Origin of the sequence: Cellulomonas sp. PSBB021 (genome assembly GCF_002240455.1) — a bacterium.
Taxonomy (GTDB): Bacteria; Actinomycetota; Actinomycetes; order Actinomycetales; family Cellulomonadaceae; genus Cellulomonas; species Cellulomonas uda.
On sequence record NZ_CP021430.1, the window covers coordinates 2,834,745 to 2,860,377 of the forward strand.

15 protein-coding genes and 1 tRNA gene are annotated in these 25,633 nt (G+C 74.5%); 14 read left to right on the forward strand and 2 right to left on the reverse strand.

The features are described from left to right. Entirely contained in the window at positions 1–576 is a 576-nt protein-coding gene (gene dcd / locus CBP52_RS13130; RefSeq protein ID WP_198303458.1) for a dCTP deaminase, read from the reverse strand. 241 nt (positions 577–817) lie between these two features. Between dcd and CBP52_RS13135 the strand changes: the two genes are divergently transcribed. Further along, complete coding sequence (locus tag CBP52_RS13135) at positions 818–3,286, forward strand: GH36-type glycosyl hydrolase domain-containing protein (protein ID WP_094181332.1); 2,469 nt, start codon at positions 818–820, stop codon at positions 3,284–3,286. A gap of 100 nt (positions 3,287–3,386) precedes the next feature. Then, positions 3,387–4,229, forward strand: a complete 843-nt coding sequence (locus tag CBP52_RS13140) for a hypothetical protein (RefSeq protein ID WP_094181333.1) — start codon at positions 3,387–3,389, stop codon at positions 4,227–4,229. A gap of 91 nt (positions 4,230–4,320) precedes the next feature. Here CBP52_RS13140 and CBP52_RS13145 read toward each other — a convergent pair whose 3' ends face one another. Next, the gene (locus CBP52_RS13145; protein ID WP_094181334.1) at positions 4,321–4,923 is read right to left on the reverse strand and encodes an N-acetyltransferase; all 603 of its coding nucleotides are present in this window, start codon (positions 4,921–4,923) and stop codon (positions 4,321–4,323) included. A 274-nt stretch (positions 4,924–5,197) separates the two neighbouring features. Here CBP52_RS13145 and CBP52_RS13150 point away from each other — a divergent pair, with 274 nt between their 5' ends. The 12 genes from CBP52_RS13150 to CBP52_RS13205 all read left to right on the forward strand — a co-directional run bounded on the left by CBP52_RS13150 (position 5,198) and on the right by CBP52_RS13205 (position 25,571). After that, positions 5,198–6,931 carry an AMP-binding protein gene (locus CBP52_RS13150; protein WP_094181335.1) on the forward strand — a complete coding sequence of 578 codons (1,734 nt, stop codon included), beginning with the start codon at positions 5,198–5,200 and terminating at the stop codon, positions 6,929–6,931. A gap of 62 nt (positions 6,932–6,993) precedes the next feature. Next, positions 6,994–8,685, forward strand: coding sequence for a carboxypeptidase-like regulatory domain-containing protein (locus CBP52_RS13155; RefSeq protein WP_094181336.1), 1,692 nt, complete (start codon positions 6,994–6,996; stop codon positions 8,683–8,685). An 87-nt stretch (positions 8,686–8,772) separates the two neighbouring features. After that, a complete protein-coding gene (locus tag CBP52_RS13160; protein ID WP_094181337.1) occupies positions 8,773–10,446 on the forward strand; it encodes a collagen binding domain-containing protein in 1,674 nt (557 codons plus the stop codon). A 66-nt stretch (positions 10,447–10,512) separates the two neighbouring features. Next, complete coding sequence (locus tag CBP52_RS13165) at positions 10,513–12,177, forward strand: collagen binding domain-containing protein (protein WP_094181338.1); 1,665 nt, start codon at positions 10,513–10,515, stop codon at positions 12,175–12,177. An 88-nt stretch (positions 12,178–12,265) separates the two neighbouring features. Continuing rightward, positions 12,266–13,033 carry a hypothetical protein gene (locus tag CBP52_RS13170; RefSeq protein WP_094181339.1) on the forward strand — a complete coding sequence of 256 codons (768 nt, stop codon included), beginning with the start codon at positions 12,266–12,268 and terminating at the stop codon, positions 13,031–13,033. Between the two features lie 316 nt (positions 13,034–13,349). After that, positions 13,350–13,423 (forward strand) — tRNA-Gly (locus CBP52_RS13175). Positions 13,424–13,866: 443 nt separating this feature from the next. Beyond that, positions 13,867–15,432 carry an MFS transporter gene (locus CBP52_RS13180; RefSeq protein ID WP_094181340.1) on the forward strand — a complete coding sequence of 522 codons (1,566 nt, stop codon included), beginning with the start codon at positions 13,867–13,869 and terminating at the stop codon, positions 15,430–15,432. A 45-nt stretch (positions 15,433–15,477) separates the two neighbouring features. Further along, positions 15,478–18,636 carry a non-ribosomal peptide synthetase gene (locus tag CBP52_RS13185; RefSeq protein WP_094181341.1) on the forward strand — a complete coding sequence of 1,053 codons (3,159 nt, stop codon included), beginning with the start codon at positions 15,478–15,480 and terminating at the stop codon, positions 18,634–18,636. Positions 18,637–18,662: 26 nt separating this feature from the next. Continuing rightward, positions 18,663–21,296 (forward strand): beta-ketoacyl synthase N-terminal-like domain-containing protein, encoded by a 2,634-nt coding sequence (locus CBP52_RS13190; RefSeq protein WP_094181342.1) that lies wholly within the window; start codon positions 18,663–18,665, stop codon positions 21,294–21,296. Next, positions 21,293–21,781 (forward strand): HXXEE domain-containing protein, encoded by a 489-nt coding sequence (locus CBP52_RS13195; protein WP_094181343.1) that lies wholly within the window; start codon positions 21,293–21,295, stop codon positions 21,779–21,781. The genes CBP52_RS13190 and CBP52_RS13195 overlap by 4 nt, the downstream gene beginning before the upstream one ends. A 46-nt stretch (positions 21,782–21,827) precedes the next feature. After that, positions 21,828–22,748 (forward strand): bifunctional 5,10-methylenetetrahydrofolate dehydrogenase/5,10-methenyltetrahydrofolate cyclohydrolase, encoded by a 921-nt coding sequence (locus CBP52_RS13200; protein WP_094181344.1) that lies wholly within the window; start codon positions 21,828–21,830, stop codon positions 22,746–22,748. 87 nt (positions 22,749–22,835) lie between these two features. Next, a complete protein-coding gene (locus tag CBP52_RS13205) occupies positions 22,836–25,571 on the forward strand; it encodes a helix-turn-helix transcriptional regulator (protein ID WP_157732626.1) in 2,736 nt (911 codons plus the stop codon). The last annotated feature ends 62 nt before the right edge of the window (positions 25,572–25,633 follow it).

The window sequence follows — 25,633 nt, forward strand, 5'->3', positions numbered from 1 at the left end:
TCACACCTCCGTGCGGTGGAAGCTCTGCCAGGAGCGGGACGCCGTCGGGCCGCGCTGGCCCTGGTAGCGCGAGCCGTAGCGCTGCGAGCCGTACGGGTGCTGCGCGGCCGACGACAGCCGGAAGAAGCACAGCTGGCCGATCTTCATGCCCGGGTAGAGCACGATCGGCAGGGTCGCGACGTTCGAGAGCTCGAGCGTCACGTGACCGCTGAAGCCGGGGTCGACGAAGCCCGCCGTGGAGTGCGTGAGCAGGCCGAGGCGGCCGAGCGACGACTTGCCCTCGAGGCGCGCCGCGATGTCGTCGGGCAGCGTGACCCGCTCGAACGTCGACCCGAGGACGAACTCGCCGGGGTGCAGGACGAACGTCTCGCCCGCCGGCACCTCGACGAGGCGCGTGAGGTCCGGCTGCTCGGCGGCGGGGTCGATGTACGGGTACTTGTGGTTGTCGAACAACCGGAAGAACCGGTCGAGCCGCACGTCGATGCTCGACGGCTGGATCATCGCGGGCTCGTAGGGCTCGAGTGCCACGCGGCCTGCGTCGAGCTCGGCGGTGATGTCGCGGTCGGAGAGCAGCACGCGCCCACGGTAGTGCCCCGCGCGCGGGCATGGTGTCAGGGCGGTGCACGCCCCGCTATAGTCCTGTCTCGTGAGACGCATGGGAGCGCTCTCGCACACGTTCCGCCCCTGCACCACCCCGCTCCACACCTGACCATCCACGGGTCGTCGGCGGCACCGGAGGCACGGCAGCACCGGTCCGCGCGGCCCGCCACGCAGCACTGCGACGAGCACTGCGACCAGCACGGCGAGAGGCACCTCCATGCGTTACGGGCACTTCGACGACGAGGCACGCGAGTACGTCATCACGACGCCGCACACCCCGTACCCGTGGATCAACTACCTGGGCTCCGAGCAGTTCTTCTCGCTGCTGTCGCACCAGGCCGGCGGGTACTCGTTCTACCGCGACGCCAAGATGCGCCGCCTGACGCGGTACCGCTACAACAACATCCCCGCCGACGCGGGCGGCCGCTACCTGTACGTCAACGACGGCGGCGACGTGTGGACCCCGTCGTGGCTGCCGGTCAAGGCGGACCTCGACCACTTCGAGGCGCGCCACGGCCTGGGCTACTCGACGATCACGGGTGAGCGCGGCGGCGTGCGCGTCGAGACGCTGTTCTTCGTGCCGGTCGGCGAGAACGCCGAGGTGCAGAAGGTCACCGTCACCAACACGTCCGACTCCTACAAGTCGCTCACGCTGTTCTCGTTCGTCGAGTTCTGCCTGTGGAACGCGCAGGACGACCAGACGAACTACCAGCGCAACCTGTCGATCGGCGAGGTCGAGGTCGAGCAGGAGAGCCCGCACGGCTCCGCGATCTACCACCGCACCGAGTACCGCGAGCGGCGCGACCACTACGCGGTGTTCGCCGTGAACACCCAGGCCGAGGGCTTCGACACCGACCGCGACACGTTCGTCGGCGCGTACAACTCGCTCGGCGAGGCCGCGGTGCCGCTCAAGGGCGAGTCCGCGAACTCGGTCGCGTCCGGCTGGTACCCGATCGGCTCGCACTCCGTCGCGGTGTCCCTCGCCCCCGGCGAGTCGCGCGAGCTCGTCTACGTCCTCGGCTACGTCGAGAACCCCGACGAGGAGAAGTGGGCCGACGACGCCAAGCAGGTCGTCAACAAGGAGCGCGCGCACGCGCTGCTGTCCCGGTTCGCGACCTCCGAGCAGACGGACGCGGCGTTCGCGGCGCTCAAGGACTACTGGACCGACCTGCTGTCGACGTACTCGGTGAGCTCGAACGACGAGAAGCTCGACCGGATGGTCAACATCTGGAACCAGTACCAGTGCATGGTCACGTTCAACATGTCCCGCTCGGCGTCGTTCTTCGAGACCGGGATCGGCCGCGGCATGGGCTTCCGCGACTCCAACCAGGACCTGCTGGGCTTCGTCCACCTGATCCCGGAGCGGGCGCGCGAGCGCATCATCGACATCGCCTCGACGCAGTTCGCGGACGGCTCGGCGTACCACCAGTACCAGCCGCTGACGAAGCGCGGGAACAACGACATCGGCTCGGGCTTCAACGACGACCCGCTGTGGCTGATCGCGGGCACCGCGGCGTACATCAAGGAGACCGGCGACTTCTCGATCCTCGACGAGCCGGTGCCGTTCGACAACGAGCCCGGCTCCGAGGTCCCGCTGTTCGAGCACCTGACGCGCTCGTTCGAGTTCACGGTCACGCACCGCGGCCCGCACGGCCTGCCGCTGATCGGCCGCGCCGACTGGAACGACTGCCTCAACCTCAACTGCTTCTCCACGACGCCCGGTGAGTCCTTCCAGACCACCGAGAACCAGGCGGGCGGGGTCGCGGAGTCCACGTTCATCGCCGCGCAGTTCGTCCTGTACGGCGAGCAGTACGCCGAGCTCGCGGCGCGCCGCGGCCTGGCCGACGTCGCCGACCGGGCGCGCGGCCACGTCGCCGAGATGCGTGACGCGCTGCTCACCGACGGCTGGGACGGCTCCTGGTTCCTGCGCGCGTACGACTACTACGGCAACCCGATCGGGACCGACGCGCACGACGAGGGCAAGATCTGGATCGAGCCGCAGGGCTTCGCCGTCATGGCGGGCGTCGGCGTCGGCGAGGGCCCGCAGGACACGGACGCCCCCGCGATCAAGGCGCTCGACTCGGTCAACGAGATGCTCGCGACCGACCACGGCATGGTGCTCCAGTACCCCGCGTACACCACGTACCAGGTGCACATGGGCGAGGTCTCCACGTACCCGCCGGGGTACAAGGAGAACGGCGGCATCTTCTGCCACAACAACCCGTGGGTGATCATCGCCGAGACGGTCGTGGGCCGCGGTGCGCGCGCGTTCGACTACTACAAGCGCATCACGCCCGCCTACCGCGAGGACATCTCCGACGTCCACCGCCTCGAGCCGTACGTGTACGCGCAGATGATCGCGGGCAAGGAGGCCGTCCGTCACGGCGAGGCCAAGAACTCCTGGCTCACGGGCACGGCGGCGTGGAACTTCGTCACGGTCTCGCAGTACCTGCTGGGCGTGCGGCCCGAGTACGACGGGCTCGTCGTCGACCCGCAGATCGGCCCGGACGTGCCGTCGTTCACCGTCACGCGCGTCGCGCGCGGCGCGACGTACGAGATCACGGTGACGAACTCGGGCACCGACGGCTCGCGCGGCCGGCTGGTCGTGGACGGCACGCCGGTCGAGGGCAACCTCGTGCCGTACGCCCCCGCCGGGTCGACGGTCCGCGTCGACGTGACCCTCTAGCCGGCACCGCACCATCGGCTCGCCGTGGACAACCGGCCCGTCCGGTTCGTCCCGCGTGCCACCATGGCGTGCCACAACACGGATCCACGGGAGAACACACATGCGCGCCATCACACGGATCGTCGGCACGGGGGCTGCGGCGGTCCTCACGCTCTCGCTCGCCGCCTGCGGCTCGGACTCGGGCCCGTCGGAGCAGGAGACGAAGGCCCCCGTGGGGACCTCCGCCACGCCCGCGCCGGAGAAGGACGACGACGGCGGTGAGGAGATCACCGCCGAGACGCTGTACTCGGCCCTGGCCAGCCAGGTCGGTAAGGACACGTCCTACCGGATGACCTCGACCACGCCCGGCGCGGCGGGGACGTTCGAGGGTGTCGTCGTCGTCAAGGGCGGCAAGACCAGCATGTCGATCGTCAGCGAGGCCGCCGGCGCCAAGACGCGCATCGTCCTCACCGACGGCGCGTACTACATGGACCTCGGCGAGATGAGCGACAACAAGTTCATCAAGATCGACCTGTCCGACGAGACGAACCCGTTCGGCGCGATGCTCGGCCCGATCGAGGACATGGGCGACCTGTCGAAGAGCTTCGCGGGCTTCAAGGACTCCGTGGAGTCCATCAAGAAGGTCGGCGAGGAGGACCTCGACGGGGTCTCGACGACGCACTACGTCGTGACGGTCGACCCGTCCGCCGCGGTCGCCGCCATGGGCGACGGGACGGTCCCGACCGACGCGGCCTCGGCGCTCGAGGACGTCGCGTACGACCTGTGGCTCGACGACGAGAACCGCCCCGCCAAGATGGTCATCGACATCGCGGGCGAGAAGATGACCACCACGTACACCGACTGGAACGACTCGAGCCTCACGGTCGTCGCGCCGAGCGGTGACGAGCTCTCGCCGCTGACGTGGGAGGAGCTCATGTCGGGCGCGGGCGGCCTCGGCGGCTGACCCACCGGCACGGACGCCACGAGGGCCGGGACGCAGCGCGCGTCCCGGCCCTCGTGCTGTCCGGCGAGCGTGGACGCCCTCGGCGCGAGCCTCAGAACCGCAGCGTGAGGGTGCGGCCCCAGGCGTGCCGCGCGTACGTCTCGAACCCGAGACGGTCGTAGAACGCGATGCCGCCGGTGTTGCGCTCGCTGACGCCCAGGTGCAGGCCGTGCACGCCGCGGCTGCGCAGCGCGTCGGCGAGCGTCGCGACGAGCTGGCGGCCCCAGCCCTGTCCCTGCAGCCGCGGTGCGAGGTCGATGTGCAGGTGCGCGGGGAACTCGTCGTAGCACGGCTCGGGTGCGGTGGGCCAGCCGTGGATGCGGTCGACGAGGACGTGGTCCTGCGTGCCGTCGCCCGGGTCCGGGACGCGGGGGTACTGCGCGCGCAGCGTCGGCCACCAGTGCGCGTCGAGCCAGCGCAGGAACTCGCGGGAGTCGGCGGTCGCGACGACGTACCCGCCGACGCCGTGCTCGTCGGCCAGGACGAACGTCAGGCCCGGGTCGGCGACCGGGTAGGGACCGGCGTAGACGTGACCGAGCAGGTCGGGGTTGCGGTACAGCGCGCTCGCGTCGCCGCCGGCGTCCCCGGTGAGCAGGCACAGCCGGTAGAGCCCTGCGAGGTCGACCGGGTGGAACGGACGGATCGTCGGCGCCATGCCCCGATCCCACCACGTCCCGCCGCGACGCACGCCCCCGTCCACCCCCTGACCCCGCCCGCGCTCCGGCTGCACGGCCCGGTTCCCGGAGCAACCACGGGCTCGCGGGAGTAGGCGGCGCCGAGCCCGCGCTCGCTCCGGCTCTGCGGCGCGGGTCCCGGAGCAACCACGGGCTCACGGAGGGTGGGGCGGGGGCGGCCGTGCGGGCGGGGGGCGCCATGGGCGGCGGAGGTTACGGGGTAGTAACTTACGGTGGCGTAGGTTACGCTGAGGCATGACCTGGAACGGCCCGGCGACCGACCGCACGCCTGACGACGCGGCCCGCCGACCCGCGGCCCCCGCCGCGACCTCACCCGTGACCCTCCCCCCGCTGCCCGACGAGCCGCTCACCGCGGGCCTCGCGCGCGCCGCCGCCGACCACGGCGACCGTATCGCCGTCGACTTCCTCGGCGCGACGACGACGTACCGCGCCCTGGCCGACGAGGTCGCCCGCGCCGCCGGTGCGCTCGTCGCGCTCGGCGTACGCGCCGGGGACCGCGTCGCGATCGCGCTGCCCAACTGCCCGCAGCACCTCGTCGCGTTCTACGCGGTGCTGCGCGTCGGCGGCGTCGTCGTCGAGCACAACCCCACCTACTCCGCCGACGAGCTCGCGCACCAGCTCGCGGACTCCGGCGCGACCGTCGCGCTGACCTGGACCAAGGCCGTGCCCGCGGTGCTCGATGCCCGTGAGCGGACGGCGGCCCTGGCCGACCTGCGGGTCGTCGCCGTGGACCTCGCGCACGACCTGCGCGCGCGCGACCGGCTCGCGCTGCGGTTGCCCGTCGCCAAGGCCCGCCGCACGGCCGCCGCGATGCGTGGGCCCGTGCCCGACGAGGTCCCGCTGTGGCACCGGCTCGTGCGCGCCGCGGACCCGCTGCCCGCGTCGCACCCCGAGCCCACCTCGTCGGGCATCGCCCTGCTGCAGTACACCGGCGGGACCACCGGGACCCCCAAGGCCGCGGTGCTCACGCACGCCAACCTCGTCGCGAACGCCGAGCAGGGGCACGCGTGGACGCGGCACGAGCGCGGGCGCGAGGTCGTCTACGGCGTGCTGCCGTTCTTCCACGCGTTCGGCCTGACACTGTGCCTGACGTACTCGATGCGGATCGCCGCGACGCTCGTCGTGCTCCCGTCGTTCGACCCGACGCTCGTCCTCGCGGCGCAGCGCCGCCGGCCCGGAACCTTCATCCCGGCCGTGCCGCCCATGCTCGACCGCCTCGTCACCGCCGCCGAGCAGCAGGGCGTCTCGCTGCGCTCGTTCACGCGCGCGATCTCGGGGGCGATGGCGCTGCCGGCCGCGACCGCGCGACGCTGGGAGGAGGCGACCGGCGGGCTCGTCGTCGAGGGCTACGGCATGACCGAGACGTCCCCCGTCGCGCTCGGCAACCCGTTCGACGCGACGCGGCGGCCGGGTGCGCTCGGCCTGCCGTTCCCGGGCACCGAGGTGCGCGTCGTCTCGCAGGAGGACCCGACGCTCGACGTCGCGCGCGGCGAGGCCGGTGAGCTGCTCGTGCGCGGCCCGCAGGTCTTCGCGGGCTACTGGAACCGGCCCGACGAGACCGCGGGGCAGCTCCTGGCGGACGGCTGGCTGCGGACCGGCGACGTGGTGCGCGTCGACGACGACGGGTTCGTCCTGCTCGTCGACCGCATCAAGGAGATGATCGTGACCGGCGGGTTCAAGGTGTACCCGTCGCAGGTCGAGGACCACCTGCGCACCATGCCGGGCGTCGCGGACGTCGCCGTGGTCGGCGTGCCGGGCGGTGACCTGGGCGAGTCCGTCGTCGCGGCCGTCGTGCTGCGCGAGGGGCACGAGGTCGACCTCGCGGCGGTGCGCGAGTGGTGCGGGCGGCGCCTCGCGCGCTACGCCGTGCCGCGGCGGATCGTCGTGCTGCCCGACCTGCCGCGCTCGCAGGTCGGCAAGGTACTCCGGCGCGTCGTGCGAGACCAGGTGCTCGCGCTGCCCGTGTGACGTTCTGCGCAGATCGGCCGCAACCGGCCCCTGGCGGGCGGGACGGGTGCCAGACTGCACGGATGTTCTCGAGGTTCGCCGTCATCGGCACGCTCGCACTCGCCCTCGTCGCCGGCTCGCTGGCCCCCGCCACCGCGGCCACCACGACCGTCACCTACACCGGACGCGTCACCGCCGCGGGCAAGGCCCTGCCCAAGCCCGTGCACGTGCGCTGGTACGAGCCCGCGACGGGGCTCAACGCCTCGACGCTCACACGGGCCGACGGCACGTACTCGCTCCTCGTGCCGGGGCGCGTGTCGCAGTGGGTGCTGGTGGCCAACCCGTACGAGGCCGAGCGCTCGTACTACGACAACTACCAGGACCTGCGCACGTTCGCGCCGCAGTACGTGGGCGCGGACGGCGCCACCGACCACGCCTGGGAGGGCCTCGAGCTGCGTCCGGCGCCCACGGAAGACGCCACGGTCGACATCGACCTCGTGCCGGCGGGGACCGTCGTCGGGACGGTCACCGGCGGAGGTGAGGGGACGGAAGTTTTCCTGGAGCGCGCCGACGGCGGCCGGACGTTCGTCGACGGCAAGCGGGTGCGCGACGGCTCCTACGTGTTCCGGTTCCTGATCCCGGGCCGGTACCGCATCCTCGTACACCGGGGTGGGACCTGGACCCCGGTGCACACGACGACCGTGACGGTGCTCGGCGGTGACGAGATCCCGGTCCGCACCGACCTGCGCGCCGGCGGGACGGTCACGGGTCGCCTGCTGCGGTCCGGCCGTCCGGTCGCCGGCGTCGAGGTCACCCTGGCGGGCACGTACTTCGCCCGCAGGCTCACGAGCGACGCGCAGGGCCGCTACCGCGCGGACGACGTGCCGCCCGGCACGTACCGCATCAGCGAGTCCGGCGACGAGAACGGGTGGACGTCGGGCTCCGGCCTGCTCAAGGTCACGTCGAACGCGACGACGACCCGCGACCTCACGCTGGTGCGTGAGGGCCGGCTCACGGTCGACGCAGGCGGGCAGGACGTCGCGCTCGCCGACGCCGACGGCACCTGGCGGCGATGGCTCTTCAGCGACCACAGCCTGACGCTGCCGCCCGGTCAGTACCTCGTCTGGACGAAGGCGAAGAGCGGCTGGTCGCGCACCGCCGTGACGATCCGCTCCGGCAAGCTGACGCAGACCGGGAAGCTGCGTGCGGACCACCCGTTCGTGACCGTCCGCGGGAAGATCACGGGCGGCGGCGCGTCCACGACCTCCCGGCCCAAGACGGTCCGCGTCTGCGACCTCATGTGCGACGTCCCGCCGACGGGCTTCACCCCCGCGCCCGTCAGCGTCGCTGCGGACGGGACGTTCGTGGCCACCTCGGTCATCCCGGGGGCGGTCTCGGTCACCGCGAGCCAGAAGGGCTGGCAGCCCGTGACGAAGAAGACCGTCACGGGAGGGTCGTCGACGAGGGTCGACGTGCGCCTGACCACGCAGGGCGGCGCGCTGCGCGTGAAGTTGGTGACGCCGAACGGCGTCCCGTTGACCGGCTGGGTCAGCCTGACGAGCGACACCGTGACCGAGTCCTTCTGGCTCGAGAACGGCTCCATCGACACGTGGGACGGCCGGATCGCGCCCGGGACGTACCGGATCACGTCCGACAGGATCCTGGGCTCGCGCGGCGCGGCCACGCCGTTCTGGCTCGACGTGCCCGGCACGTTCACCGTGCGGCCGGGCGAGAGGTTGGACCTGGGCACCGTGCGGACCGTGCTGCAGCGATAGGAAGCGTGTGACCGTGCTGACGCCCTCCCGTCCACAGACCCGGCCGAACCGCACCGCAGCGGACGCGACGAGTGCAACAATCGGCGGATGCTCTCGAAGTCCGCCGTCGTCGGCGTCGTCACGTTCGCCCTGGTGACGGCTGCGACGGCGCCCGCCGCCGCGGCCGAGGACGACGTGACCTACACCGGCCGCGTGACCGCCGCCGGTGCCGCCCTCACCGGTCAGACGCACGTGGGCTGGTTCGAGCCCGCGAGCGGGGACTACCACTCGGTGGTCACCGCGCCGGACGGCACCTACTCGCTGCCGGTCCCGGTGACCGCGTCCGAGTGGGTGCTCGTCGCGAACGACGAGTACGGCGACCCGCGCACGTACGCGCCGGAGTTCGTCGGCGCCGACGGGCAGAGCGACTACGCGTGGCAGCCGCTCGACCTGCGCCCCGACGCGGCGCAGGACGCGACGGTCGACATCGACCTCGACCTGCGCGGCTCGATCGTCGGGACCGCGGCCGGGTTCACGCCCGGACGCGCGTGGGTCGACCTCAAGCGCGCCGACGGCAAGGGGTACCTGTACGACGCGCAGCGCGACGTCCAGGACGACGGCACGTTCCAGTTCCGCGACCTCGTGCCCGGCCGCTACCGCGTGATCCTGCAGCCGAGCCGCGGTGGTCGCACGGCGACGACGTCCGACGTCGTGACGGTTCGGCCGGGGCAGGAGGCCACGCTGTCGATGGTCGGGTCGAAGGGTGGCACCGTCACCGGGCGCCTGCTCGGGTTCGGCAAGCCCGTCGCCGGCGTGCGCGTCACCATCAGCGGTGACGGCGCCCCGGCCGACACGACGACCGACGCCCAGGGCCGGTACCGGTTCTCGGGCCTGCCGGCCGGCACCTACCGGGTCGCGGAGAGCGGCCAGGACAACGGGTGGCGCTCGGGCAGCGGGCTCGTCAAGGTGACGGTGGGTGCGACGACGACGCGCGACCTCACGCTCGAGCGCGAAGGGGCCCTGGTGGTGCGCGCCCCCGACCAGCTCGTCGTCCTGGCGCGGGCGGACGGCACCCGGGTGCGCGAGCTCGACCGCACGCGCATCACGGCCGCGCCCGGCACGTACTACGTGTACGCGGCGAGCGGCCTGCGCTGGACCCGCACGCTCGTCACGATCCGCGCGGGCAAGGTCACCGACGCCGGGACCATGCGGCCGGACAAGGCGTTCGTCAGCCTGCGTGGCGCGGTCACGGGCGGCGACACGGGCGACGGCGCGAAGAAGCGGACCGTCGCCGTGTGCGACGTCCTGTGCGGCGGCACCGACGGCCGCGCGGCCACCGTCCGCGCCGACGGGACCTACCGGGTGACCGGGCTCGTGCCCGGCATCGCGCACGTGCAGGCCGAGCAGACCGGCTGGCAGCCCGGCCGGGTCACCGCCCGCATCGGCACGGCGTCGACGACGAACCTGCAGCTGAGCCTGACGACCGAGAACGCCCGGGTGCGCGGCGTGCTGCGCTACCGCGGTGCGCCGGTCACGGGCACCGTGACGTTCTCCCGCAACGACGCGCCCGGTCTGATGCGCGAGCTCACGGGCGGCACGCTCGACACGGGCGCCGCACGCCTCGCGCCCGGCACGTACCGCATGACGCTGAACGCCTCCGCGGGCAACGTGCTCGTCGGCGCGCCGTTCTGGTACGACCTGCCGAGCGCGCTGACCACGGTGACCGTGAAGCCCGGCCAGACCCTCGACCTGGGCACCGTCGAGGTCGCGTTCCGCCGGTAGCGGGACCCGCCGCGGTCGACCCCACGATGGTGGCGCGGAGCGTGCTGCCGCTGCCACACTCCTGACATGCTGCGACCCTCCGGCGCCCTGCTCGCCACCACAGCGCTCCTGCTGGGCGGGCTGACCCCCGCCACGGCCGCTGACGACGTCGTCTACAGCGGACGCGTCACCGCGGAGGGCGAGGCCCCGCCGCGTCCGGTGCAGGTCTCCTGGCGGGAGCCCGCCACCGGCCGGACCGGCACCACGACCACCTCGGCCGACGGCACCTACGCGCTCCCGGTGCCCACGGACGCGACGGCCTGGGTGCTCACCGCCAACACCGGCGCCGACGACCCGCGGACGTTCGCGCCCGCGTACGTCGGGGCGGGAGGCCGGACGGACTGCGCCTGGCAGGGCGTCCCGCTGCGCCCCGCGGCCACGGCCGACGCGACCGTCGACATCGACCTCGACCGGACCGGGTCGGTCGGCGCCACGGTCGCAGGCGCCGAGAGCACCAGCGCCCACGCGTGGATCCAGCGGCTCGACGGGACGCCGATCCGCGGCCAGCACGCCAAGGGGATCGAGGACGGCAAGGTCCAGTTCCGGTATCTCGTCCCCGGGCGCTACCGCATCCAGGCGTGGCTCAAGAGCGGCGTCGAGATCACGTCGGACGTGGTGACGGTCCGGGCGGGCGAGCGCTCCACGACGAGCCTGCCCGCGACACCTCCGGGGACGGTCACGGGCCGCCTCGTCGGGTCCGACGCGCCCCGACCCGGCGTCGAGGTCACCCTGCAGTCGGCCGACGCCGACGGCCGCTACCTCCGGAGCACCACGAGCGACGCGACCGGTCGCTACCGCTTCACGCGGGTGCCCGTGGGCACCTACCGCCTCGCCGAGAGCGCGGACGACAACGGCTGGTCCTCGGGCTCCGCGCTGCTGAAGGTCACCTCGGGTGCGACGACGACACGCCACCTGACGCTCACGCGCGAGGGGACGATCTACGTCCCCTCGGCGGACGGGACCGTCTACCTGGCCGACGCGAACGCCAAGGGGATCCGCCAGCCCCTCCGGTCCCGGTTCACCGTCCCGCCCGGCCGGTACTACGTGTACTCGATAGGCGACCTCTGGATCCGCAAGCCCGTCACGGTCCGCGCGGGCAAGGTCACCACCACCGGGCACCTGCGCGGGAACAGGACGGCCGTGGCCCTGGCCGGCAACGTGACGGGCGGCGACAAGGGGACCTGGCAGGACCCGCGGCGGGAGGTCGTCGTGTGCGGCGTCGACTGCGTCGACTACACCCATGGTGCTGCCGTCGGGAGGAACGGCGACTTCGTGGCGAGGGGTCTCGTACCCGGAGCGGCGCGCGTCACCGTCAGGCAGAAGGGGTGGGTCTCCACGGAGACCGACACGCAGATCGACGACGGGGGGTCGAGGATCGCGCTGCGCCTGACCGAGAGGCAGGGGAGCGTGCGGGTACGCCTGTACTACCGGGGCGTCCCGTTCGACGGCAACGTCAACCTGATGCAGCACGGCTCGGTCACGTCCTCGTGGGACCACCCCGCCCACGGGCTCTACACCGGGGCTGCGGTCGACCCCGGCACCTACCGCCTCACGCTCTCACCCTCCATCGGGCACACCCGCGACGACGAGGTGCCCTACTGGTACACGCTGCCCGCCGCCTACCGCGTCATCACCGTCGAGCGGGGCAAGAACCTCGACCTCGGTGACGTGGAGCTCGTGCTGAACCGCTGACCGGGCCGGCGCCGCGTCGTCGCCTGCCCGCGCGCCGTCCCTCGTCGGGGTGCTGCGCGAACGTGCCCGGTGCTGACAGAGTTCGGCCGTGCACCTTCCGCCGCTGTCCCGGGTCCCGGCGCTCGTCGCCGTCACCGGGCTGCTCGCGGGCGGCGTCACCGGTGCGCTCGCCGGCGGTGCCCTCGCCGACGAGGGCGGTCCGAGGCCGCTCCCGGACGTCGCCGTGCGGTACGACACCGAGCACGTGGTCGCCGACCTCGCCGACGCGCTGCGGGCGGTCGACACGTACACGTTCGAGCTGCGGCTCGATCCGCAGGCTCCGGTCGTCACCGGCGGCGCCGAGCGTCACCGCGACCGCTGGGACCTCGTCGGGCGGATCGACGAGGACGGCGCGGTGAGCGAGCTGCGGCTCGTCGACGACGACGCGTACGCCTCCCTGCCCGGCCTGACCGACGGCTTCGCCCGCACGTCCCGCGAGGACCCGGCCGACCTGCTCGTCGGCGCGTACGTCGACTACCTCGCGGTGGTCGACCTGTCCCGCCGGTTCGAGGAGGTCCGCGACGCGGTCGCGTCCGTCGCCCCGGGTGGTGCGTCGATCTCCGTCGACGGCGTGACCGCGCAGCCGTTCGACGTCGTCGTCGACCTCCGACGGGCGACCGGGGCGACCGGTGAGCGGTTCACCAGCGGCGCCGTCGCCAACCCGTACTGGATGCTGCGGCTGTGGATCGGCCCGGACGGTCTGGTCCGCCGCTACGCCGAGCCCGCCGGCACAGTCGAGGCCGACCTGACGGGCTGGAACACCGAGGTGCGGATCGACCCCCCGGACGAGGTCACCGAGCTCACCCCCCGCCCCTGACCCGTCCCGGCCCCTGACCCGCGCCCCCCGGCCGGCCCGCCGCCCGACGACCCCGCGGTTCCTCCGGCTCCGCTCTCCCCTACCCGGAGCAACCACGGTCTCGGCCGCCACCACGACGACGACCCCGTCGTCGCTCCGGGTATGAGCGGCCGGAGACGGAGCAACCGCGGGGTCGTCGTCGTGGGGAGGTCGGAGCGGGGGTGTGCCGCGGGGCGGCGGTGCCGGGCGGGACGCGGTTCGACTCGTCGCGAGCGGCCGCTATGCTGTCGGATGCCGACCGCGGCTCGGCGCCTCCGGGCGTCCGAGGACGGTTCGCGCGGGTGTAGTTCAATGGTAGAACTTCAGCTTCCCAAGCTGACAGCGCGGGTTCGATTCCCGTCACCCGCTCCATCAACTCCGCAGGTCAGAGACTTGCAGACGCCCTGTCGGGCATCTCTTGGACCCGTGCCGGCCCGAGACGCGCGTACGGAGCACCGTCCTTGGCTCTCACGAAGGTCACGTCCGCACGAGCATCCTGCCGGAGCTCCTACGCGCAGTGCCCGTGATCCGCGGGGGAGGTCGGTCCGCGATCGAGCCAGCGTGAGTCGTGAAGCACGCACCGCGCTCTCGACGAGCACCGCACCCTGCTGCGCCGCGAGCTCGGCGTGGACGTGGCCCCCGAGCTGGACGCGCTGGTCGGCGCGAGGCCGCTGCGGACGCGCTGACTGCGGGGATGTGGCAACCCACAGACCGACCACACGGCGACCACAGAGCGGGCCCGCGGGCGTTCCGTCCGGTCCGTCCTGCTCCTAGCGTCGAGGCGTTCCCACCCGTCCCGACGCCAGGAGCGAGGCATGAGCATCACCGCACCGCAGCGCACGTCGTCCAGGTCCCTCGTGCTGTGCGCCTGCCTGGCCCAGGTGGTCGTCGTGCTCGACACGACGATCATCGCCGTGGCCCTGCCCGACGCGCAGGCCGAGCTCGGCTTCGGCGACGCCGACCGGCAGTGGGCGATCACCGCGTACACGCTCGCGTTCGGCTCGCTGCTGCTCGTCGGCGGGCGCATCTCGCAGGTCCTCGGCGCGCGCCGCGCGTTCATGCTGGGCGTCGCGGGGTTCGGCGCGGTGAGCCTCGCGGGCGGGTTCGCGACGAGCTTCGGCCTGCTGGTCGCGGCGCGCGTGGCGCAGGGCGTGTTCGCGGCGCTCATGGCCCCGACGAACCTCTCGCTGATGAACACCGCGTTCCCCGGCAAGGACGAGCGGGCCAAGGCGTTCGCGATCTTCGGCGCGGTCGCCGGCGCGGGTGCCGCGCTGGGGCTCGTGCTCGGTGGTGCGCTCACGCAGGCGGGGAGCTGGCGCTGGTGCTTCTTCGTCAACGTGCCGCTCGCGCTCGTGACGGTGCTGCTCGCGACGCGCGGGCTGCGCGGCACGTCACCCGCCCGCCGCGGCGTGGTGCTCGAGGACGCCGCGGGTCTGCTGCTCGGGTCGAGCGCCGTGTTCTGCGTGGTGCTCGGCTTCTCCCGCGCGGAGACCCTCGGCTGGGGGCACCCGCTCACGGTCGGCCTGCTCAGCGCGGGCGTGCTGCTGGGAGCCGGGTTCCTGGCCCGCGAGCGCGTCGCGCCCTCGCCGCTGGTGCCGCTGTCGATCGTGACCGACGCGCGCCGCGCGAGCTCGTACCTCACGATCGGGCTCGTCGGGCTCGCGCAGATGGGCAGCTCGCTCTACCTGACGTTCTACCTGCAGCGCGACCTCGGGTACACGCCGCTGCGCACCGGTGTCGCGTTCCTGCCGATGGTCGGCGGGCTCGTCGTCGCGGCCGTCGTCTCGACGCGCGTGCTCGTGCCGCGCGTGGGGCTCGCCGCGACGTTCGTCACGGGCGCCGCGGTGCAGGCGGCCGGCTTCGCGTGGATCGCGACGCGCGTCGACGTCACGACGACCGACGCGGGCCCCCTCGTGGCGCCCATGGTCGTCGCCGGGATCGGCCTCGGGCTCGTCATGGCGCCCGCGATGTCGTCCGCGACGCACGGCATCGGGCCCGCGCACTCGTCCATCGCGTCGGCGTTCGCGAACACGAGCCAGCAGCTCGGGGCGTCGCTCGGCGTCGCGTTCCTGTCCACCGTCGCGGCCGACGCGATGACCCGCACCCTGACCTCCGGCGCCGACGAGCTGCGCGCGAGCATCGCGTCGGCCGTCGCCGCCGCGGGTGCCGAGCCCGGCTCCGCGCAGGCCGCGGCGATCCGCGACCAGCTCGTCGCGCAGGCCGCGCGGTCCGCCGAGATCTCCGCCTACAGCACCGGCCTGACCGTCCTGGCGCTGATCTGCGCCGGGGTCGCCCTCGCGGTCGTCGCCGTGTTCGCCGCGGACCGCCGGCACGGCGGCCGGGGCAGCCGCACCGACGACCTCGTCGAGGCCACCGCCTGACCTCTCGTCCGCACACGCACCCCCCTCGACCCAGGAGGCACCACCGTGACCGTGACGTCCCGCTACCCCGCCACCCCCGCGCAGCGCGGCATGTTCCTGCACCACGCGGCGAACCCCACCGACACGGCGTTCGACCTCGCGTTCGTGTTCCGCATCGAGGAGCCGGTCGACCTGGGGCTGCTCGTCGAGGCGACCCGCGCGGTGTTCACCGCGGCGGTCGGCGCGAGCACGTCGTTCGAGCACGGCCCCGAGGGCGTGACCGCCGTCGTGCGGCCGGGCAGCGCCGGGGTCCGCGTCGTCGAGCTGGCGCCTGACCCGGTGGCCGACCTCGACCGCGACGCGCGCATCGCGCTGGAGACCGAGGCGATCATCGCGGCCGGCCCGATCCCGCCGGGCGCGCCGGAACAGCTCACGGTCCGGGTCTACCCGGGCGAGGGCGTGCACCACCTGAGCCTGGTGGCATCCCACCTCGTCGGGGACGCGTACTCGTTCTACCGGGTCGTCGACGCGATCTCGACGCTGTGCACGCTGCCCGGCGAGGCCTGGCCGCAGGTCCTCGACGGGCTGCGCGACCACCCCGGCACGGTGCCGCCCACGCCCACGTCGCCCGGGGCGGTCGCCCGGTACGGCGAGCTGCTGGCGACCGCGGACGACCTGCGGCACCCCGAGCTCGAGCCGCGGCGCGGCGACGGGCCCGTCACGGGCACGCACCACCGCTGGTCCCCGGACCCGGCGACCGCGGCGCGCATCCGCGCGAGCGAGACGTGGACCGAGCACGGCGCCGCGACGACGTTCTTCACCGCGTACGCCGCGACGCTGCAGCGCCTCGCGGGCCGCGAGACCGTCGCGCTGGGCGTCCCCCTCGCGGGCCGCGCCGGCCACCGCGCGAAGAACGCGATCGGGTTCTTCGTCAACACGCTCCCGCTGCCCGTGCGGATCGACGCGACCACGACGTGGCGCGAGCTCGCCGCGCAGGTGCGCACCGGGATCCGGCTGCTGCAGGCGAACCAGGGCCTGGACCTGTCCGGGCCCGACGGCGCGGACCTGCTGGGCGGGGCGTTCCACGGCGTCGACAACGCCGTGACGTTCTACAAGCAGAACCTCGTGCTGCGGCTGCCCGGCACGCGCGTCACGTCCGTCCCGCTGCGCCGCGACGCGCTGCCCTACCCGCTCACCGTCACCGCGTCCGACGACGGCGAGCGCATGGAGCTCGACGTCGCGGTGGCCGACCACCTCGAGGCCGCGGACGCACCCGGCCTGCTGCGCGCCGCGCTCGACGCCCTGACCCGCACGCCCGACGCCCCGGTGATCGGCGACGTGGTCCTCACGGACGCCGACGAGCAGCCCGCGAGCCCGGGCACGCGCCGCACGGTCGTCGACGACCTCGAGGACGTCGCGCGGCGCACGCCGCACGCGGTCGCGCTGCGGGCCGGTGGGCTCGACGTGGACTACGCGACGCTCGTCGCACGGGTGCGCGCCACCGCGGCCGCGCTCGACGCGGCCGGCGCCTCGCCGTTCGTCGTCGTGACGCTCCCCCGCAGCGTCGAGGCGGTCGTCGCGATGCTCGGCGTCATGGCGTCCGGCCGCACGTACGTGCCGGTCGACCCGGCCGCGCCGCCGCGGCGCGCCGAGCTCATCCACGCGCGCGTCGCCCGCGAGCTCGACGGCCGCGTGACCGTGCTCGCCGAGCCCGGCGCGCAGCACACGCTCGCGCGCCGCGCGGACGTCCACCTGCTCGACGGGTTCGCGCTGACCCGCGGCGACGGTGCGCAGCTGCCACCCGCCCCCCGGCGCGGCACCGACCTCGCGTACGTGATCTTCACGTCGGGCTCCACGGGTGAGCCGAAGGGCGTCGTCGTGCGGCACGACAACGTGACCGCGCTCCTGGACGCGGCGCTCGACGCCGTCCCGCACGAGCCGAGCGACCGGTGGTGCCTGTTCCACTCCCTCGCGTTCGACTTCAGCGTGTGGGAGGTGCTCGGCCCGCTGACCCGCGGCGGGTGCCTCGTCGTGCCGCAGGGGGACGAGGTCGCCAACCCCGAGGCGTTCGCCGCGTTCCTCGCCCGCGAGCGCATCACGGTGCTCAACCAGACCCCGTCCGCGTTCCGCCGCCTGTCCGACGTGCTCGTCCGTGCCGGTACGACGCTGCCGGACGTGCGGCTCGCGGTGTTCGGCGGCGAGGCCCTGTACCCGCAGGACCTGCGCCCGTGGCTCGACCACGTCGGCGCCGGCACGCGGTTCGTCAACATGTACGGCATCACCGAGACGACCGTGCACGTCACGGCTCGGGAGATCACCCCCACCGAGGCGCGCACGCAGGTGCGCAGCCTCATCGGCGAGCCGCTCGCGCACCTGGGCGCCGTGGTCGTCGACCCGTTCGGCCGCCTGTGCCCGCCCGGGGTGAGCGGCGAGCTGCTGGTCACTGGCGCGGGCCTGGCGCAGGGGTACCTGGGCCGGCCCGACCTGACCGCGGAGCGCTTCCGCGCGGTCGTCGTCGACGGCCGCCGCGAGCGCGCGTACGTCACGGGCGACCGGGTGCGGCGCGACGGTGACGGCGAGCTCGTCTACGTGGGCCGCGTCGACGACCAGGTGCAGCTGCGCGGGTACCGCATCGAGCTCGGCGAGGTGACGTCCGCGCTCACCGCGGACGCGGGCGTCGGCGCGGCCGTCGTGCGGCTGCTCGCCCCCGCGGGCACCGAGCCGTTCCTCGCGGCGTGGGTGGTGCCCGCGCCGGGTCGCTCGCTCGACGACGACGCGGTCGGCGTGCTGCGTCGCGCGCTCGCCGAGCGCCTGCCCGCGTACATGGTGCCCGCCGCGATCGTGCCCGTGGCGGCGATCCCGACGAACCAGAACGGCAAGCCCGACCTGGACCGCCTGCCCGCGCCGGCCGCGTCCCGCGCCGACGCGGCACACCCCGGGACGGCGGGTGCGGGCGCCGGCGCTGAAACAGGCACGGCCGCCGACGAGGACGCCGACGACCTGGCGCACCGCATCGCCCGCGTGTGGGAGGACGTCATCGGCGCCGGGCGGGTGCGCCCGCACGACCGGTTCATGGACGTCGGGGGCACCTCGATGCACGTCATGCAGGTGCACGAGCGCCTGCGCACCGGCCTCGGGCTCGCCGACGTCACGCTCGTCGACCTGTTCGAGCACGCCACGCCCGCCGAGCTCGCGGACTTCGTCTCGAGCCGCGCGACCCGCTGACCCGACCACACGAACGGGAGCCCGCCATGACCACGCAGCCCACGCAGCCCACACCCCGCGACCACGCCCGGCCCGAGCAGCGGGACCACCGCGAGCAGCACCGAGACACGGTGAGCGTCGTCGGCGTCGCGCTGCGCGTGCCCGGCGCCGACCACCCCGACGCGTTCTGGGACCTCACCGTGCACGGGCGCACGACGTTCGAGCAGGTGCCCCGCGAGGACTCGCACCAGGCGGGGTACCGCGACGAGCAGCTCGCCGACTCCGCGTTCGTGCCCGTGCGGTCGGCGCTGCGTGACGTCGCCGCGTTCGACGCCGACGCGTTCGGCATCAGCGCACGCGACGCCGCGCTCATGGACCCGCAGCAGCGCGTGTTCCTCGAGACCGTGCGGCAGGCGCTGGACGACGCGGGCCTCGACGGCGACCTGCGCGCGCTGCGCGTGGGCGTGTTCGGCTCGTCCAGCAGCAGCACGTACCTGCCGGGGCCCGTGACCCGCGCCGGGCTGTGGGACGCCACCGACCTGAACTTCTCCGCGATGCTCGCGAACGACAAGGACTTCCTGTGCACGCGGACGAGCTACGCGCTCGGCCTGACCGGACCCTCCGTCGTCGTGCAGTCCGCGTGCTCGAGCTCGCTGCTCGCGGTGCACCTCGCCCGCGCCGCGCTGCTCGCGGGCGAGTGCGACGTCGCGGTGGTCGGCGGCGTGTCCGTGTCCCTGCCGCACCTGGGCGGGTACCTGCACCGCGCGGGCAGCATCTTCAGCGCACGCGGCACGTGCCGGCCGTTCGACGCGGCCGCCGACGGGACGGTCAAGGCGCACGGTGCCGCGGCGGTGGTCCTCACGCGGACGTCGCACGCACCCGCCGACCGCGTGTACGCCGAGGTCGCGGGCTCGGCCGTGAACAACGACGGCGCGGACAAGGTCGGGTACCCCGCGCCCAGCGTCCCCGGGCAGAGCGCCGTGGTCGCGGCCGCGCTGCGTGACGCGGGCCTGACCGCCGACGACGTGCGGTACGTCGAGACGCACGGCACGGGCACCGCGATCGGCGACCCGATCGAGCTGCGGGCGCTGGCCCTGGCCCGGGACGCCGGTACGGGGACGACGAGCGCGCCCTGCTACCTCGGCGCGGTCAAGGGCAACCTCGGCCACCTCGACGCCGCGGCCGGCGTCACGGGCGTCATCAAGGCGGCGCTCGTGCTGGAGCGCGGCGTGGTCCCGCCCCTCGCGGGCTTCACGACGCCGAACCCGCTGCTCGCCACGGACGGCTTCGCGTTCCCGACGAGCGCCGTGGACGCGCCGTGGCTCGACGCCGCTGGCGTCAGCTCGTTCGGCATGGGCGGCACGAACGTGCACGTGGTGCTGCGTCGCCGCGCCGACCGCGCACGGCGGCCCGCGCCGTGGGGCGGACGCACGCTGGCGCGCACGCGGCACTGGCTCGACGACGCGGCGCCCACGGCGGCCGCGGTGCCGGCGCCGGCGGTGGCCGCGACGTCCGGGCCGTCCGCGCCGTCCGGGGAGCTCGCCGGCCCGGTGCAGGAGCAGGTGCTCGCCATCGCGCGCCGGCTCCTGGTGCACCCGACGCTCGCCCCGCACGACGACCTCGTCGACGCGGGCGCCGACTCCCTCACGCTCGTCGACCTGCTCGCGACGCTGCGCGACGACGTCGACCCGACGCTCGAGTTCGCCGACCTCGAGCAGGCACGCACGGTCGCGGCGCTCGCGGCGACCGTCGTGTCGCGCCGCGCCTCGTCGGACGCCCCCGCCGCGGCGCCGGCGCGCACGCCCGCCGCCACCCGCGCGGACGTGCTCGCACCCGTGGGGCTCGTGCGGGTCACCGCGCCGCGCGAGCGGACCGTCTACCTGGTCCACCCCGCGGGCGGCACGACGACCTGCTACGCCGGCCTGGCCCCGCACGTCGACCCGCGGCTCGGCATCGTCGCGATCGGCTACCCACCCGAGCTCGTCGGGCAGGGCCCGAGCATGCGCGCGCTCGCCGCGACGTACCTGGACGCGATCCGCACCGCGCAGCCGCACGGCCCGTACCTCATCGGCGGGTACTCGTTCGGCGGGAACCTCGCGGCGGAGATGGCGCTGCAGCTCGAGCAGGCGGGCGAGCAGGTCGAGCACCTCGTGATGGTCGACTCGCACCCCCCGCACGCGTACACCTCGGGCGACTGCGGCCCCGAGGACTACCTGGCCGCGTTCCCCGCGCTGCTGCACGCGCTCGTCCCCGGCCTGCGCCTGCGGCCCGGCGTCGAGCACGCACGCGACCCGCGGGAGGTCCTCGAGCGGGTCGTCGAGCCCGCGTGGCCGACGAGCGTGCGCGACGAGCTCGCGCGGTTCTTCGCGATGTGGCAGGAGAACCACCGCGCGCTCAAGCGGTGGACCCCCGACGCGGACCTCACGTGCCCCGTGCTCGTCGTCGAGGCGTCCCGGCCCGAGCCGCCCGAGGTGCTCGACCGGCTCGGCATCGCGCACACCAGCGTGCGCGAGTGGCAGCGGTACGCGAGCAGCCTCGTCGCGTACGCGCCCGTCGACGGCGACCACTACTCGATCTTCCGCGACGACGACGCGCTCGCGACGATCGCCCGCGCGCTGTCGTCGGTGCTCGACGCGGCACCCGACGCGCACCACGACGCGGCCCTGGCCGGCACCCGATGAGCGGCGAGCGCGCGACGATGCTCGCGGTGTTCGCGGTCCACAACGCCGAGGAGATCGCGTTCGGCGACCGCGGGACACCGTTCGACCCGGCCGTGCTCGCGCGCGTCGGCCTCGAGCCGGAGGACTACGGGCCGCGGCGGATGGCGCTCGCGACCGCCGTGATCACCGCCGCGGTCGCGGCCCTGACCCGCGGGCTCGAGGACTCACCCGGACCGGTGCGGGCGGGCGCCGCGGTCGCCGCGGCCGGTGCGCTCGCGCTCAACGGTGCCAGCCATGTCGGGCGCGCCGTGCGCCTGCGCGAGTACAACCCGGGGCTCGTCACCGCGCCCGCCCTGCTCGTCGCGTCCGCACGGGCCGCCCGGTCCGCCGCGCGCGCCGGCGGCCTGCGGCCCGGCACCACGGCGGCGTGCGTCGCCGCGGGCGCCGTCGTGACGCTGCCCGTGATCGTCGGCTCGCTGCGCCTCGCCCGGCTCCTGCGCCGCTGACGCCCCTCCGTCGCCCCGCCACCCACACCCACCGAGAGGAAGTCCCATGACCGCCACCCTCATCGACGGGCGCTCGCTCCAGCGCAGCCTCGTCGCCCCCGCCGTCGCCGCCGCGGCGGCCGCCGGCGTCCGGCCGCGCGTCACGCTCGTCAGCGTCGAGAACCCCAACCCCATGCTGGCCGTCAACCGCGGCCTGCACGTGCGCACGCTGACCGCGTACGGCATCGACTGCGAGGACGTGACGCTCGGCCCGGACACCTCGCTCGAGACGCTGCTCGCCACGATCTCGCTCGCCAACGCCGACCCGGACGTGCACGGGATCATGGTGCTCATGCCGCTGCCCGCGCACATCGGCGTGCGCGACGTGCTGCCGGCGATCGCCCCGGAGAAGGAGCTCGAGGGCCTGCACCCGCGGCACTCCGCGGGGCTGCTCGCGTCCAACGTCCGCGAGGACGACGCGGTGCTGCCGCTCGTCGGCGAGGCCGTGCTGCTCGCGCTCGCCGCGTCCGACATCCCCGTCGAGGGCAGCACCATCGTGCTGCTCACGGAGACGCCGCTCATGGCGAGCAACCCCGTCGCGAACGTCGTCGCGCGCGTCGCCGCCCCCGCGTTGCTGCCGCTGTCCGCGCCGTTCTCGCTCGTGCCCGTCGACCACCCGCAGGCGCGCGAGCTGGCCCGCACCGCCGACGTGCTCGTCGTGAGCCTCGAGCACCCGCAGGTCGTCACGGCCGACTGGGTGCGCCCGGGCGCCACCGTGATCGACTTCAACCCGATGCTCGTCGGCACGACCACGCGCGACGACGGCACCGTGGTGCCCGTGCTGCGCGGCGGCGTCGACACCGACGACGTGGCCCGCGTGGCCGGCGCGATCATGCCCGTCCCCGGCGGGATCGGTCCCGTGATGCTCGGCCTGCTCATGCGCAACGCCGCCCGCGCGGCCACGCGCACCGCCGCCGTGCCGGTCTGAGCACGCGTTTCACCCCGGCGTCGGCCCCGGACGGGCCCGCTTCGCGGGCTAGTCTGAGGCCGACGTCGAGGGGGGATCGTCGTGTTCGTGCGCGAGCAGGAGCTGGCGCGCGTGCAACGTGCGTGCGACGCCTCGGAGATCGCGATCGTCGTCCGGGGCCCACGCGGGTCCGGACGGTCGACGTTCGTGCGCGAGGCCGTCGAGCGGTTGCCGCGCGCTTTCGACGTGCGCGCGAACCCGACCGAGTCGTCGTGGCCCTTCGCGGGGATCTCGTCGCTGCTGTACGCGATCGACGACGAACGCTGGCGGCACCTCGCGCTGAGCCTCGGCTCCGCACCGGACCTCGAGGTCGTCGTGGTCGCCCACCGCATCCTGACGCTCCTGCACGAGCACGACGCCCCCGCGACCGTGCTGCTCGTCGACGACGCCGACCTGCTCGACCCGCGCAGCCGTGCCGTCGTCGGGTTCCTGGCGCGCCGGCTCGCGGGGACCGGGCTGCGGCTCGTGCTCCTCGTCGAGAGCGTCCCGCCCGAGCTCGGGGGTCTCGACGAGGTCGTGCTCGGGCCGCTCGACGCGCGCCGCACCCGCGCGCTCGTCGGGCACCTCGCGCCCGCGCGGCACCACCCCGCGGTGCTGGACGTCGTCGCCCACCGCAGCGGCGGCTCACCCGCCGACGCGGTGGACCTGCTCGCCGGCCTCACGCCCGCGCAGGCGGCGGGCAGCGCACCGCTCGAGCTGCCGCTGCGGCCCGGCCGCGTCGAGCACGTCGTGCGCCGGTTCGCGCAGCTCCCACCCGCGCAGGCCGCGCTCGTCGAGCGGCTCGCGCTCGCACCCCGCACGCATGCCGACGACCTGGGCGGCGGTGACGAGCTCGAGGTCGTCGACGAGCTCGTCGCGGCCGGCTGGGTCGCGCGCGACGGCGCGTGGCTGAGCCTCACGCGCGAGCCCGTGCGCTCCGCGGTGTTCCACTCGACGAGCGCGCGCCGCCGCCGCGAGCACCACCGCCGCGCCGTCGAGCACGTGAGCGACCCGTACGCGAGCGACTGGCACGCGAGCTTCGTCGACCCCGGCCCGCGCGCGGCCGAGGCGCTGCGCCGCGCCGCGCTCGGGCTGCTCGCCGAGGGCTCTCCCGACGTCGCGTTCGAGTACGTCGAGCGCTCCCTGCTGCTCGCGCAGCCCGGCGCCCGCGCGGCCGACCACCTGCTCGTCGTCGCCGCCGCGTACTTCTACCGCGGGCACCTGGAGATCGCGCGGCGCTACGTCGACATCGCCGAGTCCGTCGAGGAGGCGTCGCCGCACTCCCGCCTCGTCGTCGCGAGCCTGCGCGTGCGCATCGAGTACGTCGCGACACAGAGCCTGCTCACCGCGCTCGCCGAGCGCGCGCTCGAGCTGCACGGCGCCTCCGCGCCCGACGAGTCCGTGCTGCTGCTCGCGCTGCTCGCGACGTACAGCACCGAGCGGTGGGAGCTCGTGCGTGCCGCCGAGTACCTCGCCCGCATGGACGCCCTCCTCGGTGTCGCGCACGAGCCCGCGCACACCGTCGCCGAGAGCGCCGCGATCCTGTTCGACGCGATGTCCAGCGCGCGCGCCCGCTCGCGCAGCACCGCCGTCGCCGTCCAGGTGGGCCCCAACCCGTCGTCGACCACCGCGCTCATGACCCGCGCCCGCGCCCTGACCTACGCCGAGCGGTACGACGAGGCGCGCGACCTGTTCCGCACCCTGCTCGCGTCACCCGCGGCCGTCGACCCGCTGTGGGTCGTCACCACGCGGCTCTACGACGCCGACAACGACCGCCTCGCCGGTGACCTGCGCGCCGCGACCGCGACCGTCGCCGCGCTCGTCGAGCAGGACGAGCTGCCCCACGTGCACCGGCCCTACCGGCTGTTCCACGAGCTGTGGTACTTCCACGAGACCGGCCGTCCCGACCGCGCACGCGCCTGCGAGGACGAGCTGCTCGACATCTCCCGCGGCAGCCGCAACCCCGCGATCTCCGCGCGCGTCGACGCCTACCTCGGGGCGCGCGCGCTGCACGCCGGCGACCTCGACGAGGCCGCCCGCGCCCTCATGCGGTGCCGCATGGTCTCCGCCGGCCCGCCCGGCCCCCACCTCTACCGGTGCGACGCCGACCTCGTCGAGGTGCTCGTGCGCACCGGCAACACCGCCGCCGCGCGCACCATCGTCGACGACCTCGCGCGCCGGTCCGCGGCCGCGTCGTCCCGCTGGTCCGCGCTCGCGCTCGCGAGGTGCCGGGCCCTGCTCGCGCCCGACGACGAGGCCGTGCGCGCGTTCGAGGACGCCGCCGTGATGTTCGGGCCGCGGGACAGCGACTACGAGCTCGCCCGCACGCTGTCCGCGTTCGCCGCGCGGCTCGACGCGATGGGGGCGGGCGAGCGCGCCGAGCGCGTGCGCGACGACGCGGCCGCGACCTACCGGCGCATCGGTCTGCCGTGGTGGGCCGGGGACCTCGTCGGGGCCGACGACGACGCGTCCCTCGCCCCCGGCGCACCGGCCGGCCCGTCGCCCGCCGGGCCGGGCTCGTCGTCGCCCGGCCAGCCGGGCGCACGCTCGTCGGTCGCACACTCGTCGGGCGCACACTCGTCGGGCGCACGCTCGTCGGACGCACGCTCGTCCGACCTCGTCGCGGCGCTGTCCGATGCCGAGCGGGACGTCGTCGAGCTCGTCGTCGCCGGCCTGCGCAACCGGGAGATCGCCGCGCGGCTGTTCCTGTCCGTGCGCGCGGTGGAGTCGCGGCTCACGGCGATCTACCGCAAGGTCGGCGTCCGCTCCCGCGCCCAGCTCGTCTCCCTCCTGCCCCACCCCTGACCCCCACCCCCCCCCCCCCCCCGCGACCCCGCCATCACGCCGGGTCAGCCCGTTCATAACCG

What these genes read in the sequence shown, in the direction of transcription:
- CBP52_RS13165 (WP_094181338.1), top strand. Translation starts at nt 10,513, where the DNA reads ATGCTGCGACCCTCCGGCGCCCTGCTCGCCACCACAGCGCTCCTGCTG.
- CBP52_RS13200 (WP_094181344.1), top strand. Translation starts at nt 21,828, where the DNA reads ATGACCGCCACCCTCATCGACGGGCGCTCGCTCCAGCGCAGCCTCGTC.
- CBP52_RS13195 (WP_094181343.1), top strand. Translation starts at nt 21,293, where the DNA reads ATGAGCGGCGAGCGCGCGACGATGCTCGCGGTGTTCGCGGTCCACAAC.
- CBP52_RS13155 (WP_094181336.1), top strand. Translation starts at nt 6,994, where the DNA reads ATGTTCTCGAGGTTCGCCGTCATCGGCACGCTCGCACTCGCCCTCGTC.
- CBP52_RS13190 (WP_094181342.1), top strand. Translation starts at nt 18,663, where the DNA reads ATGACCACGCAGCCCACGCAGCCCACACCCCGCGACCACGCCCGGCCC.
- CBP52_RS13135 (WP_094181332.1), top strand. Translation starts at nt 818, where the DNA reads ATGCGTTACGGGCACTTCGACGACGAGGCACGCGAGTACGTCATCACG.
- CBP52_RS13150 (WP_094181335.1), top strand. Translation starts at nt 5,198, where the DNA reads ATGACCTGGAACGGCCCGGCGACCGACCGCACGCCTGACGACGCGGCC.
- CBP52_RS13140 (WP_094181333.1), top strand. Translation starts at nt 3,387, where the DNA reads ATGCGCGCCATCACACGGATCGTCGGCACGGGGGCTGCGGCGGTCCTC.
- CBP52_RS13145 (WP_094181334.1), bottom strand. Translation starts at nt 4,923, where the DNA reads ATGGCGCCGACGATCCGTCCGTTCCACCCGGTCGACCTCGCAGGGCTC.
- CBP52_RS13160 (WP_094181337.1), top strand. Translation starts at nt 8,773, where the DNA reads ATGCTCTCGAAGTCCGCCGTCGTCGGCGTCGTCACGTTCGCCCTGGTG.
- CBP52_RS13180 (WP_094181340.1), top strand. Translation starts at nt 13,867, where the DNA reads ATGAGCATCACCGCACCGCAGCGCACGTCGTCCAGGTCCCTCGTGCTG.